Annotated in this window: 17 protein-coding genes; 12 read left to right on the plus strand and 5 right to left on the minus strand. The window is 71.3% G+C overall.

The genetic code is table 11. From position 1 onward, the window contains the following. The first annotated feature begins 128 nt into the window (after positions 1-128). The 3 genes from SM793_RS07375 to SM793_RS07385 all read left to right on the plus strand — a co-directional run bounded on the left by SM793_RS07375 (position 129) and on the right by SM793_RS07385 (position 1434). A complete protein-coding gene (locus tag SM793_RS07375; protein ID WP_320437350.1) occupies positions 129-959 on the plus strand; it encodes a helix-turn-helix transcriptional regulator in 831 nt (276 codons plus the stop codon). Beyond that, positions 956-1162, plus strand: a complete 207-nt coding sequence (locus SM793_RS07380; RefSeq protein WP_320437228.1) for a DUF397 domain-containing protein — start codon at positions 956-958, stop codon at positions 1160-1162. Before SM793_RS07375 ends, SM793_RS07380 begins: the two co-directional genes overlap by 4 nt. Positions 1163-1239: 77 nt before the next feature. Further along, complete coding sequence (locus tag SM793_RS07385) at positions 1240-1434, plus strand: DUF397 domain-containing protein (RefSeq protein WP_320437229.1); 195 nt, start codon at positions 1240-1242, stop codon at positions 1432-1434. A 4-nt stretch (positions 1435-1438) separates the two neighbouring features. On the opposite strand, the gene SM793_RS07390 is transcribed toward SM793_RS07385, so the two are convergent. Next, positions 1439-2371, minus strand: coding sequence for an AraC family transcriptional regulator (locus SM793_RS07390; protein WP_320437230.1), 933 nt, complete (start codon positions 2369-2371; stop codon positions 1439-1441). Positions 2372-2467: 96 nt separating this feature from the next. Between SM793_RS07390 and SM793_RS07395 the strand changes: the two genes are divergently transcribed. Together SM793_RS07395 and SM793_RS07400 are read left to right on the plus strand one after the other, a co-directional pair. Further along, a complete protein-coding gene (locus SM793_RS07395) occupies positions 2468-3199 on the plus strand; it encodes an SDR family oxidoreductase (RefSeq protein WP_320437231.1) in 732 nt (243 codons plus the stop codon). 242 nt (positions 3200-3441) lie between these two features. Next, complete coding sequence (locus SM793_RS07400; protein WP_320437232.1) at positions 3442-4893, plus strand: condensation domain-containing protein; 1452 nt, start codon at positions 3442-3444, stop codon at positions 4891-4893. A 150-nt stretch (positions 4894-5043) separates the two neighbouring features. Here SM793_RS07400 and SM793_RS07405 read toward each other — a convergent pair whose 3' ends face one another. Beyond that, complete coding sequence (locus tag SM793_RS07405; protein WP_320437233.1) at positions 5044-5970, minus strand: hypothetical protein; 927 nt, start codon at positions 5968-5970, stop codon at positions 5044-5046. Positions 5971-6199: 229 nt separating this feature from the next. Further along, complete coding sequence (locus SM793_RS07410; RefSeq protein ID WP_320437234.1) at positions 6200-6631, minus strand: peptidase inhibitor family I36 protein; 432 nt, start codon at positions 6629-6631, stop codon at positions 6200-6202. Between the two features lie 468 nt (positions 6632-7099). Here SM793_RS07410 and SM793_RS07415 point away from each other — a divergent pair, with 468 nt between their 5' ends. Next, positions 7100-8263, plus strand: coding sequence for a winged helix DNA-binding domain-containing protein (locus tag SM793_RS07415; protein ID WP_413815896.1), 1164 nt, complete (start codon positions 7100-7102; stop codon positions 8261-8263). Positions 8264-8524: 261 nt separating this feature from the next. On the opposite strand, the gene SM793_RS07420 is transcribed toward SM793_RS07415, so the two are convergent. Continuing rightward, positions 8525-8890 (minus strand): hypothetical protein, encoded by a 366-nt coding sequence (locus tag SM793_RS07420; RefSeq protein WP_320437236.1) that lies wholly within the window; start codon positions 8888-8890, stop codon positions 8525-8527. A gap of 142 nt (positions 8891-9032) precedes the next feature. On the opposite strand from SM793_RS07420, the gene SM793_RS07425 reads away from it, so the two are divergent. The 3 genes from SM793_RS07425 to SM793_RS07435 are packed head-to-tail and all read left to right on the plus strand — an operon-like array spanning position 9033 to position 10812. Further along, the gene (locus SM793_RS07425; RefSeq protein WP_320437237.1) at positions 9033-9392 is read left to right on the plus strand and encodes a hypothetical protein; all 360 of its coding nucleotides are present in this window, start codon (positions 9033-9035) and stop codon (positions 9390-9392) included. After that, entirely contained in the window at positions 9389-10426 is a 1038-nt protein-coding gene (locus SM793_RS07430; protein WP_320437238.1) for a hypothetical protein, read from the plus strand. Before SM793_RS07425 ends, SM793_RS07430 begins: the two co-directional genes overlap by 4 nt. Next, entirely contained in the window at positions 10423-10812 is a 390-nt protein-coding gene (locus SM793_RS07435; RefSeq protein ID WP_320437239.1) for a roadblock/LC7 domain-containing protein, read from the plus strand. Before SM793_RS07430 ends, SM793_RS07435 begins: the two co-directional genes overlap by 4 nt. A 147-nt stretch (positions 10813-10959) precedes the next feature. Here the strand turns inward: SM793_RS07435 and SM793_RS07440 are convergent, their stop codons facing one another. Beyond that, positions 10960-11736 carry a methyltransferase domain-containing protein gene (locus SM793_RS07440; protein WP_320437240.1) on the minus strand — a complete coding sequence of 259 codons (777 nt, stop codon included), beginning with the start codon at positions 11734-11736 and terminating at the stop codon, positions 10960-10962. A 124-nt stretch (positions 11737-11860) separates the two neighbouring features. Here SM793_RS07440 and SM793_RS07445 point away from each other — a divergent pair, with 124 nt between their 5' ends. From SM793_RS07445 to SM793_RS07455, 3 genes are all read left to right on the plus strand, one after another. After that, positions 11861-12592 carry an ArsR/SmtB family transcription factor gene (locus SM793_RS07445; RefSeq protein WP_320437241.1) on the plus strand — a complete coding sequence of 244 codons (732 nt, stop codon included), beginning with the start codon at positions 11861-11863 and terminating at the stop codon, positions 12590-12592. Continuing rightward, positions 12589-13326, plus strand: coding sequence for an SRPBCC domain-containing protein (locus SM793_RS07450; protein WP_320437242.1), 738 nt, complete (start codon positions 12589-12591; stop codon positions 13324-13326). Before SM793_RS07445 ends, SM793_RS07450 begins: the two co-directional genes overlap by 4 nt. An 83-nt stretch (positions 13327-13409) precedes the next feature. Beyond that, a complete protein-coding gene (locus SM793_RS07455; RefSeq protein ID WP_320437243.1) occupies positions 13410-13982 on the plus strand; it encodes a dihydrofolate reductase family protein in 573 nt (190 codons plus the stop codon). Positions 13983-13998 lie beyond the last annotated feature (16 nt).

Genomic DNA, 13998 nt, shown 5'->3' on the forward strand with positions numbered 1-13998 from the left:
CGGGGGCTCCACTGGTTGCGCTGGGTCCCCGGTTTCTCACGGGGTGTAGCCATGGTGGACCGCGTCGGCTTACGATGACCAGGGGTCTAACCTTGACCGTTCCGACTGGTTAGCGGGTGGCAATCACTGTGACTGAATCAGGGTCTGACGCGACATCAACTGCTCTTGTTCGATTCGGCATAGAACTGCGCAGGTCGCGACGGGCAATGCGCTGGTCGCAGGTCGAGTTGGGGCGGAGGATGGGTTACTCCGATGCCATGGTCTCGTACGTCGAACGAGCGAAGAAGCCGGTAACCTCTAACTTCGCAGTTAAGGCCGACGAGGTGTTCGAAACCGGGGGCACCTTCTACGAGTTGTGGCGCAGGATCGCCCGAGCAAGTCTGCTGGAGGGCTTTCAGGAGTTTGTTGACGCTGAGAGCCGATGTCGTCGACTGAGAACCTTTGCCTTGACCATCGTCACTGGCCTGCTTCAAGTGCGCGAGTATGCGGAAGCCTTGGCGTATGCAGCTGTCGATCGAGGTGCAATCACTCAGGCGGAGGCTGAGGAGCGCGTCGATGTACTCATCGCGAGGCAGCGCCTGCTTGAGCGGCACAAGCCACCGCTGATCCACGCCGTTCTGGACGAGAGCTGCCTCATGCGTCCTGTGGGCAGCCCGAGCGTGATGCTGAAGCAGTTCGATCACCTTGAGGAACTGGCCGCGAGACCGAACATCACCATCCAGGTAGCACCATTCGCCCTGGGTGAGAACCTGCCGTTCGCCCTGCCGGTGACATTGCTTGACCTCTCAGACAGTTCTCTGGTCGGCTATGCCGAATCGCATGCTCGTGGCCACCTCGAACGAGTCCGCGAAGCGGTTAGGGGGTGGGAGACGCAGTACGATCAGTTGGTGGTGGAGGCTCTGCCCAAGGCTGCCTCCCTGGCGCTGATCCGCAAGGCTCGAAAGGAGCTGTCCCCATGAACCTCGACCTGTCTGGCGTGTCCTGGCTCAAGTCGTCGTACTCCACCAACGGCGGTGAGTGCGTGGAGGTTTCCGCGAGCTTCCCGGGTGCTGTCCCCGTCCGCGACTCCAAGGACCCCGAGGGCCCGGCCCTTGTCTTCCCGGCCGACGCCTGGCGTTCCTTCGTCGCCGGTGTGCAGGCGGGCGAGTTCGGCGCTGTCTGACCTGAACTGACCGTGGACCCCGGCCGGATTCCCGGTCGGGGTCCACGTGTTGAGGCGTCCGCGCTACCGTGGACGACATGACCCCTGTGAGCTGGCGCAAGAGTTCCTACAGCAACAACGGTGGCCAGTGCGTCGAGATCGCAGCCAACATCCCCGGTCTCGTCCCCGTCCGCGACTCCAAGGACCCCTCCGGTCCCGCCCTCGCCTTCCCCTCCGACGCCTGGCGCGCGTTCGTCGCCGCCGTTCAAGCGGGCGAGTTCGGCACCGTCTGACCCGTCACCGGGCCGACACCACCCGCCGCTCCCGCCGATACGCGCCGGGCGGGGCGCCGAAGTGTCGCTTGAACGCCTTCGCGAACGCGAACTCCGAGGTGTAGCCGGCGTTCTCGGCCACGGCACCCAGCGAGTCGCCCGTCTCGCGCAGCATCCGCGCCGCGACGGCCATCCGCCACGTCGTCAGATAGCTCAGCGGCGGCTCGCCGACCACCGCACTGAACCGGCGGGCGAACGCCGCCCGTGACAGTCCGGCCAGGCTCCCCAGCGACTCGACGGTCCACGGGTGCGCCGGGTCGTCGTGGATCGCCTTCAACGCAGGCGCGATCAGCGGATCGTTCAGCGCGGACGCCCAGCCCTGCGTCTGCTCGCTGGGCAACTCGGCGTACCAGGACCGCAGGATGTAGAGCAGCAGCAGGTCGACGAGCGCCGTGACCACCGAATCCGAACCCGGCCGGGGCCGGTGGATCTCGGCGCAGAGCTGGTCGACCGCCGAGCGCAACGCCGGATGGCGACCGGGGCTCGCCGGGAGGTGGATGACCTCGGGGAGGTCGCCGAGCAGCGGATGCGGCCGGTCGATGTCGAGGTGGTAGGCCCCGCACACCAGCACGCTGCGCGCGCCGCCGCCCCCGACGGTGAAGGACCCGATCGGCGAGGAGGTGTCGACGCGGTCGGGTTCGAAGGCCACCACCTCGCTGGTGACGGCGTCGCAGATCGCGTGATCGGTGCCGCGTCGCAGGAAGACGACGTCGCCGGGGCCGAGGGCGATCGGATCGCCGCCGACCGGCCGGAGGAAGCAGTGTCCTTCGACGACGACGTGGAATCCGGCTCCCGCGATGGGCTGGAAGCGCACGCCCCACGGCGCCCGCGCGTCGGTGCGGACGACGGACGGGCGCCCGGTGCGCAGGGCCGCGAGCGTGTCGCTGAGGATGTCCATGCGCTCACCCTAGCGCGCCGGGATCGAGACGATCGGACATAGAATCAAGACTTCATGTCATTCATTGTCTCGGTCGTGAGCCGTAGCGTCCTCGTCATGAACAACACAGCGAACACAGCGAACACCCAGCGTGTCGTCGTCATCGGTGGTACCTCCGGCGTCGGATTCGCCGTCGCCCAGGCCGCAGCGGCCTGTGGCTCGAACGTGGTCGTCGCCTCCAGCAGTCAGCACCGGGTCGACCTGGCGGTGGAGAAGCTCGGCGGAGCGGCCGAGGGCATCGTGCTGGACGTCGCCGACGAGGCGGCGGTCGTCGCCTTCTTCGACCGGATCGGCGAGTTCGACCACCTCGTCTACACGGCGGGCGAGCCCCTGCTGCTGAAGCCGCTCGCCGACCTCGGCGCCGAGGAGTCCCGGGCGTTCTTCGAGCGCCGCTTCTGGGGTGCCCTGCTCGCCGCGAAGTACGCGACGCCGAAGCTGCGGCCCGGCGGCTCGATCACCTTCACCTCCGGCGCCTTCGCCACCCGGCCGGTCCCCGGAGCCCTGCTCGGCGCCGGCATCACCGCCGCCGTCGAGGGTGTGACGCGGGCCCTGGCCCTGGAGCTCGCCCCGCTGCGGGTCAACGCCGTGCGCCTCGGCGCGATCCGCACCGAGCTGTGGGACAGCACCGTGCCGGATCCGGAGGCCTTCCTCCAGGCGCAGGGCAGCGGCCTTCCCGTGCAGCGTGTCGGCACCCCCGAGGAGGCCGCGGTGGCCTACCTCTACCTCCTGGACAACGGCTACGCGACCGGCACGGTGGTCACCCTCGACGGCGGAGCCGCGTTGGCCTGACCCCGGGCGGCTGTCGGTCCGACGGGCCCGGTCCGGCAGCCGCGACCCGGCAGCCCCGGTCCGACAGCCCGCGACCCGGCGTCCGGCGGACAGCGCGCCGCCCGCCGACCACGTCACCCGATCGGCCGAGGTGCGTATCCGATTGCCGAGTAGGTCCGTTGGTATGGCACCCAGGTGGCAGGAACGGTACGTAACCGCTCGGAATGCCACCCGACCACGACCCACCAGCAGAAGAGGGCGGCATGCTCCAGATCTCAGTCGAGGACTCCGAGATCGGCCCCGGTGAGGCCCACCGGTGGCATCTTGTCCCCCTGACCGGTGCCGACGGACCCGCCCCGCGCCGGATGACCGGCTACAACCAGGCGAAACATTTCACCGTTGCCCAGTACGCGCAGAGCGTCGACGATCCGATCCGGTCCTACGTCGCGGCGAGCTTCGAACTCGCCGGCCGGGTGGACCTGGACGCGCTGGCGGCCGCGCTGCTCCAGCTGGTGCGACGTCACGAGGTCCTCCGGGCGGTCTACCAGCCGCTGGCCGGGGACCTCGGTTGCGAGGTCCTCACGCCCGACGAGGTGGCCCTCAAGCACGTCTACGGCGGCCCGTTGGAGACATCCGAGCAGGTCACCCGGCACCTCCAGGAAGCGTTCCAGGAGGTGGACACCCTCTCCTGGCCACTGATCACCATGGGTGCGGTGGTGCGGCCCGAGTCCACCACCGTCTGGTTCTCCTGCGACCACCTGGTCACCGACGGCCTCTCCACCGCGATCGCCATCAACGACGTCACCACGGCGTACCGGAACCTCACCTCCGTCGGGCCCGCGCTCCCGACCGCCCCGGCCGCCCCTGCCGCCCCTGCGGCCGTTGCCGTTGCCGTCGACGCCACGGCGGGCGCGGCTCGGCAGCCGTGGAGCTACCTGGAGTTCAGCCGCACCCAGCGCCGGGCCAACCGTGCGATGCGCGCCGACGATGCGCGGCTGGACCACTGGCGGGCGTTCCGCGACCGGAACGGCGGGCTCTTCCCGCGCTTCCCGCTCGACCTCGGGGTCCGGCCCGGGCAGCTGTACGCACCGGTGGCGAGCACCGAAAGGCTGCTGGCCGCCCACCAGGTAGAGGAGTTCGGCACCGTCTGCCGGGACCTGGGCGGGCGGCTGTCCATGGGGCTGCTCGGAAGCCTCGCGCTCGCGCTCCGGCAGTTGGGCGGGCCGGCGGTGTACCGCGGGCTGATGCCGTTCAACGAACGCGGCCGGGGCGTCTACGCGGAGTCGATGGGCTGGTTCATCAACACCCTGCCGATCGAGTTCCCCGTCGGGCCGGGGGCCGGTCTCGGTGACGTGCTCGCCGACGCCCAGGACGCCTACGCTCAGGTGCGGGCCCACGCGGAAGTGCACTTCGTCAAGGCATGGAAGCTGCTCGCCCCGGCCGAGTACGCGACACTGCGCTACTGGCCGTACGCGGTGAACTTCTTCTCCTACATCGACTGCCGCAGGCTGCCAGGCGCGGACCGCCACGCCGCCCAACAGGCCCGGATGCACGTGTGGGTGTCCGGCTGCAACGGGATCCTGCACTGGCTGCACCGCACCGACGACGGCCTGTTCGTCAACACCATCCATGCCGACACCCCGCAGGCCCGGGACGTCAACCGGGCACTGCTGGACGGTTTCGCCCGTGTGCTCACCGAGCCGCTTCGGACGTAGCGACGTCATGCCGCACGGGGTCAGCTCGGGACCCGGACCGGCCGCGCTGTCCGGACCACCTGCACCGTCCGAACCGGCGGCACTGGCCGGCGCACCCGTACTGTCCGGCCCACCCGCACTGTCCGGACCGTCACGGCGCCGTCGGACGCGTCACGGCGCCACAGCAGCCGCCGCCGCGTTGGCGAGCGTGACGTCGACCGCCTTCCGGGCCTGCTCCAGGCGCTTCGAATCCGCCCGGACCGCCCGGTCCTGGTAGGCGGTCTCGACGGCGAACCAGATGCCCACGACGTTGTTCCGCTGCTTGCAGTCGACATCGGCTGTCGCGGCGGCGATCTCGGGAGCGGTCGCGGTCGGCGACGAGAACCAGCGCTCGTCGCTCACCGCGTCCACGGGGCTCGCGTACGTCTGCCCCTTCTCCCTCATGCAGCGCGACCACGCGGCGAAGGCCGCCCGCACCCGCCCGTCGGCCATGGAGTCCGCGAAGCCCTGGCCGTTGATCTCCAGCGCCCGGGCGTCGTCCTGGAGGATTCCGCCGCCCCGGGTCAGGGTGTCGTCCGCCTCGCCGAGGCAGCCGCCGGGCGGGATCGCGATGCCGTTGTGGGTGCGCTCGGCGGGCGCCGCCGACGAGGCGGGGCCGCCTCGGCCGTGGCCCAGGACGGCCTGCATCTCCGGTGCGGGGGGCTGCGGAGTGGCTGACTGCTGCTTCCGGTCCGCCTGCGTGCCCCAGTGGTAGCCGTGGGCTGCCGCACTCGCGGCGTCCGTGAGGTAGTACCGGCGGGTCATCAGGTCCGGCTTGGTGCCGACCGCCGCCGGCGCGTAGTCGAATCCGAAGCGCTTCATGCACGACCCGATGAGCGCCGTCCTGGCGGCCTCGATCCGGCGGTCCTCGTCGGGGCTGATCAGGTACTTGGCGAGGGGCAGGGTCTGGCCGTCGGCGGTGGCGAGGACCGGGACCGCGTCGACCGCCGGCGGTGCCGCCGCCGCAGCGGAGGCCGGAGCCGAGACCGGACCGGCGGCCGGACCGGAGGCCGCGCAGCCGGTGGCGGCGACGCCCAGCGCGACCAGGGCGGCGATCACCGGCGCACCGATCGACCGTGCCGACCGTGCCGACCGTGCCGACCGTGCCGACCGCGCCGACTTTATTGACCGTGCCGACCGTATCGACGTGGAGGCTGCACTTCGCATGGTGGGCTCTTCTTCCAGTCTTCCGGTCTTCCGGTCTGCCGACGGACAACGGAACGGTGCCGCGCGCTGAGGCTGCGCGGCACCGGCACCGCCGCCGAGGGAATCGCGGGCCGACCCGAGGTCAGCGGCAGGCCTCGAAGTAGTCGAAGCACTGCGAGGCGTTGTTGTTCCGCAGCTGCGGGATCAGGTTGGCGCCGGTGCCGCGCTTGATGTACTGGCTGACGCCGTAGCCGCCCGGGCTGTAGTAGATCGTCACGCTGTAGTTCTGGTTGTTGTTGAAGACCGACGCCGCATTGTTCCGGACGTGCTGGCCGTTGCCGGCGCCGCCGCCGCCGAAGGTGTAGGTGGAGTTGTACTGGTAGGTCTCGTAGCCGCGGCTGCTGCCGTCGCCGTCGCCGAACTTGGCGCCCTGGAAGTCGGGGCTGTAGTACAGGCAGGCGTCGTACGAGGCACACCCGCCGCTGGAGGCCGAGGCGGGCGCGGCGGTGGCGACGGTGAAGCCGAGGGCGGCTATGGAAAGCACCCCGGCGGCGACCTTGTTGCGGATCTTCATGGACTACCCCGTTTCGGTCGAGCGGTCGGAATGCCCCGCGATCCGGTGGAGAGCCCACCCGCCGCAGGCGTTGATCATCGAGGGCAGACGGAGTATCCGTGGTGCGATGACTTACCGTCAAGCTGCTGCCAATGCGTGCTTTTGCATCGCCCCGGCCAATCGCCCGCCCGGTCACCGGGGCGTCACGGAGCGGCATATCCCCCCCTGCGGGAATCGGTGCGGCGCGCCGAGGTCCTGGTGGGGCACTATCTGATCTGCCCATGCCAATATCCTTCCCGGTCACGGCGCCGAATTCCGCGTTTCCGGTCCACGGGGCTTCGCCGACGAATCGTGACGTCAATTCATCCCTGCACCGGACCCCCGGGGTTCGACGGGACGGCGGCGGGATTGTCGGACCCTGAGGCTAGGCTCCACCTCCGGCATTCACCGGGGCGCACCGGGCGGCCGGAGGACGAGAGGGTCATGGACGTGAGGATCACCGAGGGGCAGCTCAACCGGGCCACTCTCGAACGGCAACTGCTGCTGCGGCGGGAGGAGATCGGCGTCGCCGAGGCGGTGCGGCGGGTGGTTGCGCTCCAGGCGCAGCATGCGGCCTCGCCCTACCTCGCGCTGTGGAACCGGGTGGCCGGCTTCGACCCCGCCGACCTGGACCGGGCCTTCGCGGAGCTGGGGATCGTGAGGTCCACGCTGATGCGGATCACCCTGCACGCCGTGCACGTCGACGACTTCGCGACGTTCCGGGAGGCCGTCCACCTGTCGGTGCGGGGGGCCCGGCTGGGCGACGACCGGTTCACGGCTTCCGGCCTGACCGCCGCCGACGGCGACGCGCTGGTCGCGGACGTGCTGGACTTCGGTGACCGTCCCCGCCCCGCCCCGGAGTTCGAGACCTGGCTCGCCGGGCGGCTCGGAGTGGAGGCGGCGGCGCCGGCCTGGTGGGGACTGCGGCAGGTGGCGCCGCTGCTGCGCGCGCCGGGGGAGGGGCTCTGGTCGTTCGGCCACCGGCTCTCCTACGTCGCCCCGCCGGTCCGGCCGGTGCTCGGCGATCCGGAGGTGTACGCGGCCTCGCTGCGCACGCTCGTGCGGCGCTACCTCGCCGGCTTCGGACCGGCCTCGGTGGCGGACGTCGCGCAGTTCGCGCTGGTGCAGCGGGGCCGGGTCAAGGAGGCCCTGCGGGTGCTGGCGGCCGAGGGCGAGGTCGGGCGACTGGAGGGGCCGGGCGGAGCGGAGCTGTTCGACCTCGCGGGGGCGCCACTGCCGGACGGGGAACTGCCGGCGCCGGCCCGGCTGATGGCGATGTGGGACAGCGTCCTGCTGGCCTACGCCGACCGGAGCCGGATCATCCCGCCGGAGTACCGCGCCATGGTGATCAGGCGCAACGGTGATGTGCTGCCGACCCTGCTCGTGGACGGCCGTGTGGCCGGGGTGTGGCGCGCGGTCGAGGGCGGTGTCGAGGCGACGGCGTTCAACCCGCTGCCGGACGCGGCGTGGGAGGGGCTCGCCGCCGAGGCCCGCTCGCTGACGGGGCTGCTCGCCGACCGCGAACCGCACGTCTACCGCCGCTACCACCACTGGTGGAGCAAGCCGAGTGCCCGGCCGGACGGCGCCGAGGTCCGGCTCCTTCCCGGGGCCTGAGCCGCCCGCCCGTCGGAGTGGAAAGTCGACGGCGCCGACCTTCCACTCCGACGGGCGGGCATGCCGGGACCACGGCGGGACCGGGTGAATATGACGCCCAGTTACCGGGGGATCACATCATTCGGTGACCGATATGTACCTGCGTTTTTTGACCGCCCAATTCCTACGGGCAGATTGCCGTGACCGGTTCATCACGTTTCGTATTCGTCCGGTCGAGAATTCAGGAACGAAGGTGGAACGGAAGACGGAACGGACGACGGCTCAGACCTCGAGTGAGGTCTCGATGCGCTTGAGGCTGTGCCGGGCGAGTGCCAGGTTCGCGCGCGAGCGGTCCAGCGCCAGGTAGAGGAAGAGCGAGCCCTGGCTGCGCGCGAGCGGGCGGATCAGGTGGTACTGGGTGCCCAGGGTGATCAGGATGTCCTCGATGACGTCATCGATCGACAGCGCTGCCAGCGCCCGCGCCTTGGCCCGCACGACCTCGGTGTTGGCGGCCGCCGCGACCTCCAGGTCCAGCTGCTGCCCCCCACCGAGGAACCCGAGTGACATACCGCTCTCGTAGTCGGCCACGGCGACGCCGATCGCGCCCTCGATGGCCATCGCGTCCTTGAGTGCGTCGTCAATGTTCATGCGCTGTTCGTCCTTTGCGTAACTACGGGGGAGAACTCCCGTGTGCGGGAACAAAGTAGCAAGAAGTCCCCCGCGTCGGCCGCGCCGCGGAAATGATGGAATAAAGTACGCTGCCAACAGTTCAGAACACGAAGGGGTACCGGTGCGCGCACTCGAAGCCTCCCTCTCCGATGTGCTCGGCTCCCCCGGCGTGGTCGGCGCCGCGCTCGTCGACGCCGCCACCGGCCTCACCTACGCCGCGGGCGGGGACCAACGGCTGCTCGGCCCCGGGGCCGAACTCGCCGAGCTGGCCGCCCTGATCGGCGACCGGCTGTGCGAGGCCGGGGCGGGCGGGGAGCTGGAGAGCGTGGTGGTCACCAGCACCCGGCACCACGAGGTGGTCCAGGTGTTGACCCGTCAGGGCGATCCCTTGCTGCTCGCCACCGTGCTGGACCGGACGCGGGTCAACCTGGCGCTGGCACTGCGCCAGACCGCCGACGGTGCCCGGGGCTTCGTGGCATGAGCCCCCATGCCCATGACCTCGCTCAGGCCGGCCCGCGTTCGGCCGCCCGCAATGTGCCCGCGCTGCTGTTGGCGCTGCGGGAGGAGGACTTCACCGGGTCGGTCGCCGTCTCCAGCGCGCCGGGCGGCACGATCCACCTGGAACGCGGCCTGATCACGGCGATCGAGACCCCCGGCGCCCCGACCGCCGAGACCCTGCTGCTCAAGTCGGGGCGGATCGGTCAGGCGGACTGGGCGGCGGTGGCCTCGGCCGCCTCCTCCGTCGGCGCGGTGGCCCCGGCCGCGGCCACCGTCGGCGCCGGCGGCCTCGGCGCGGCCCTGGTCGCCCGGGGCTCGATCGGCGCCGCCGAACTCGAAGCGGTCTGCGCCTCCGCCGTCTTCGACGGTGCCTTCGCCCTGGTGCTGAGCCCGCCCGGGGCGTGGGAGACCGTCGAAGCGGCCCCGCCCGCCGGGCTCGCGCTGCGGCCCGGGATCGAGCCGAAGCGGCTCTTCGAGGAGACCGCCCGCCGCACGGCCCTGCTGACTCGCCGTTGGGGCCCGCCCGGCGAACTGGCCCGCACCCGCATCCGGCCCGCCGCCGCGCTCGCCGGGGGCGCGTCCTCCGGGCCCGCCGCCGACCGGATCCCGGCCCGCCACCGGGAGATCCTGGCCGCCGCGACCGGCCGCCGCACCGCGCGAGACATCGGCTTCGCGCTGGGGCGGGGCGTGTTCGCGGTGCTGCTCGACCTCGTCCGGATGGACGCCCGGCAACTGCTCCACCGGGAACCGGCCGACGCCGTCCCGATGGCGCCGAGCGTCGCTCCCCGGACACCGCCGGGCGAGCCGCTCCCGGCCGACACCGGGCAGTCCCTGCCGCGCCGCGTCCCCGGCACGCGGACCCCGGGCGGAGCGGACGGGGGAGCCGCCGCAGCCGCTCCTGGCGGTCCACCGCGCGCCCAGCGCGCCGATCGCGCCGGCGGCACCGATCGCGCCGCAACGACAGAGCCGACCGACACGACCATGACGACCGTGACGACCGAGAAGAGCACACCATGAGCAGCCAGACGCCGACCGCCGTGCTGGTCGACGAGTTGAAGTCCCTCCGCGAGCGGGTCATGGGCGTCTCGGAGAGCGTCGTCTCCACCGCCGACGGCCTGCTGGTGGCTGCCGACACGGCCACCGTCCAACCCGAGTCGGCCGCCGCCCTGTCGGCCGCCATGCTCGGCCTCGGCCGCCGCACCGCCGCCGAGGTCGGCGTGGGCGGGCTGCGGGACGTGGTCACCCGCTGCGACGGCGGCTACGTCGTGGTGCTCGCGATCGGGGACCGGGCGCTGCTGATGGTCCTGGGCGACGAGGGCCTCGACCTCGCCGGACTGCACCGCGAGTCGCCCGCCACGGTCCGCCGACTGGGCGAGCTGCTCGGCATGGTCCCGGTGGGCTGAGCCGCCGACCCTCCTCCTCCACGCCCGGCCGGAAGCACCCGGCCGGGCGTTCGCGGGCCTCGGTACCGGCGGGCTCGCGCACGCACGTGCCGCGAGTTCGGGATTCCCGCAAGGAGTGTTGGCCGGCCGTTGTCGCCGGATCGGTGGCTACGACTCGGCGACGGTGATGTAGAACGTCACCGCCGCGAGGAAGGGCCCGGTGGAGAGGTGGTCCAGCCAGCGTGCTGCCGCTTCCTCGGTGAGGTAGCCGGCGGCGACGGCGCGTCGTGTGGTGCGCTCCAGTCCGAGGATCTTGTCGGCTTCCCGGACATCCCGGAATACGGAGGTGATCGGGACGACCGAGGGCACCGCGAATCCGGCCTCTGTCGCGAGTCGGGGAAGTTGCCTGCCGATGCGGGCGTTGCGGACGACCCTGTCCGTGACGTACTGGGTGTAGGCGCGGGAGAGGTCGCTCTCCGGATGGTCGACGGCCAGGGTGTCCCAGTCCGGCTCGCCCATGACGAGCCGCCCGCCGGGGCGCAGCACGCGATGGAAGTCCCGGAGCGCTCGGGCCGGATCGGTGACGTGTTGCAGTACCCGGTCGGTGCGGGCGCGGTCGGCGGCGCGGTCCGGCAGCGGCAGGTCGTGGATGTCGCCGAGTCGCACGGTGACGGTGTGCCGGTCGGCGGTGCGCTCCCTGGCGGCCTCGACCGAGGCCGGGTCGTGGTCGACACCGATCACCGTGCCTGTCTCGGCGACGGCTCGGGCGAGCGAGGTGAGATCGGTGCCGGGGCCACAGCCCAGATCGAGCACCGTTTGGCCCGGGCGGATGTCGAGCTCGTCGAGCATGCGCCGCTTGTAGGAGCGGCCGAGGTCGGTCGCGGCCACCCGGTCGAGGTAGACGATCGGGTCGGGGGCGGTGGTTTCGAACGCCGTTGAGGACATGGAGGCAGTCAATCAACTCCGGCCGGCCTGAGGGGCTTCATGGTGAGCTCCGAAGTCGCGGAGCTCACTCACCGACAAGAAATATTTCCTTGACAAGTTTTCTTGTCAGAGTGATCCTTGAAGCATGTTGGACGTCGCCGTGATCGAAGAACCCGCAGCGGCCGAGGCCTCGCTGGACCCGATCCGGCGCCGTATCCTCGCCGCCCTCGCCGAGCCCGGCTCGGCCACCGCGCTGGCCGCCCGTCTGGGGCTGGCACGGCAGAAGGTCAACTACCACCTGAAGGAGCTGGAGCGGCACGGCCTGGTCGTACTCGCCGAGGAACGGCGCAAGGGCAACGTCACCGAACGGGTGTACCGGGCCACCGCCGCCTCCTACGTGATCTCGCCCGCCGTCCTGGCCGCCGTGAGTCCGGATCCGAGCCGTTCGCCGGACCAGCTCTCCGCCCGCTGGCTGCTGGCCCTCGGCTCCCGGCTGGTGCAGGAGGTCGGCGCGCTGCTGACCGGCGCCGCCCGGGCGCAGCGGCGGGTCGCCAGCTTCGGCATCGACGCGGAGGTGCGGTTCGCCTCGGCGGCGGACCGCACGGCCTTCGCCGACGAACTCGCCGAGGCGGTCGCCACCCTGGTCGCCCGCTACCACGACGAGTCCGCCCCCGGCGGGCGCAGTCACCGGGTGGTGGTCGGCCTGCACCAGATCCCCGCCGCCACCACAGACCCCGCCACCACACACCCCGCCACCACAGACTCCGCCGCCGGTACCGATTCCCTCCCCAGTACCGAATCCGCCCCGGAGTCCTTCCCCGATACCGCCCCCGATACCGCCCCCGACTGCGGGCCGGGACAGGAGAACGCACGATGACCCACCCGTTCGAGATCGAGCTGGAGACGGTCCTGCCGGCGAGCCCGGACGAGGTCTGGCAGGCGATCGCCACCGGACCGGGCATCGACTCCTGGTTCATGGGCCGCAACGAGCTGGACCCGCGCGAGGGCGGTACCGCCGCGATGGAGATCGGCGGCCACCGCGAGGACGCGCTGATCACCGCCTACGAGCCCGGCAAACGCCTGGCCACCCGGACCGCCACCGCCGAGAACGGCCGCTTCATGGCCTTCGAGTACCTCGTCGAGGGCCGGGACGGCTCCGCCACCGTGCTGCGCGTCGTCCACAGCGGCCTGCTGGGCGACGACTGGGAGGACGAGTACGACGCGCTGCGGCGTGGCTGGCCGTTCCACCTCCACACGCTCGTCGAGTACCTCACCCACTTCCGGGGCCGCACCGGCGCGCCCGTCTTCGGTGTCGCGGCGGTGCCCGGCCGCCCGGCGGCGGAGCTCCGGGGCGTGCTGGCGAACGCGCTCGCACTGCCCTCGCCGCCCACCACCGGCATCCGGGTGTCGGCCCGCCCGGCGGGTCTGCCGCCACTGGAAGGCGAGGTGGTGTGGGCGGACGACGAGCGCTTCGCGATCCGTACCGGCGACGGCCTGTACGGCTTCCACCACCGCGCGGGCCTGGTGTTGATGTTCCACCACCTCTTCGGACCGGACACCGACGGCGCCGAGGCCGCCTGGCAGCAGTGGCTGAGCGGCGTCCTCACCTGACCCGCCCGCCCCGGGCAACTCCCTCAGACATCCCGCACGCCCGCACAGGCACCCCGCCCGCACAATCATCCCGAGGAATCATCATGCGCACGCTGATCAGCTCCGCCTTCGTCTCCCTCGACGGCGTCGTCGAGGCCCCGGGCGGCGAGTCCGGTTACCGCAACGCGGGCTGGACCTTCAAGGACGTCGAGTTCCTCCCCGAGGCCTTCGAGATCAAGGGCCGGGAGCAGGAGGAGGCCACGGCGGTGCTGCTGGGCCGGGTCAGCTACGAGGCGTTCAGCCCGGTCTGGCCGGACATGGCGGACTTCGCCCGTTACAAGACCCTGCCGAAGTACGTGGTCTCCACCACCCTCACCGAGGGCGACCTGGTGTCGAACTGGGGCGAGACCACCATCCTGCGCTCGCTCGACGAGGTCGCGGCCCTGAAGGAGACCGAGGGCGGCCCGATCATCGTCCACGGCAGCGCGTCCCTCAACCGGGCCCTCTCCGACGCCGGCCTGATCGACCGCTACCACCTGCTGGTCTTCCCGCTGCTGCTCGGCGCCGGCAAGCGCCTCTTCAGCGACGCCGACAAGGACACCCAGAAGCTGAAGCTGGTCGAGCACGCCGCCTACGCCAACGGTCTCCAGAAGCAGGTCTTCGACGTCGTCCGCTGACGCCTGGTCCGCTTCC

It is taken from the genome of Kitasatospora purpeofusca (assembly GCF_034043715.1).
Taxonomy (GTDB): Bacteria; Actinomycetota; Actinomycetes; order Streptomycetales; family Streptomycetaceae; genus Kitasatospora; species Kitasatospora purpeofusca_A.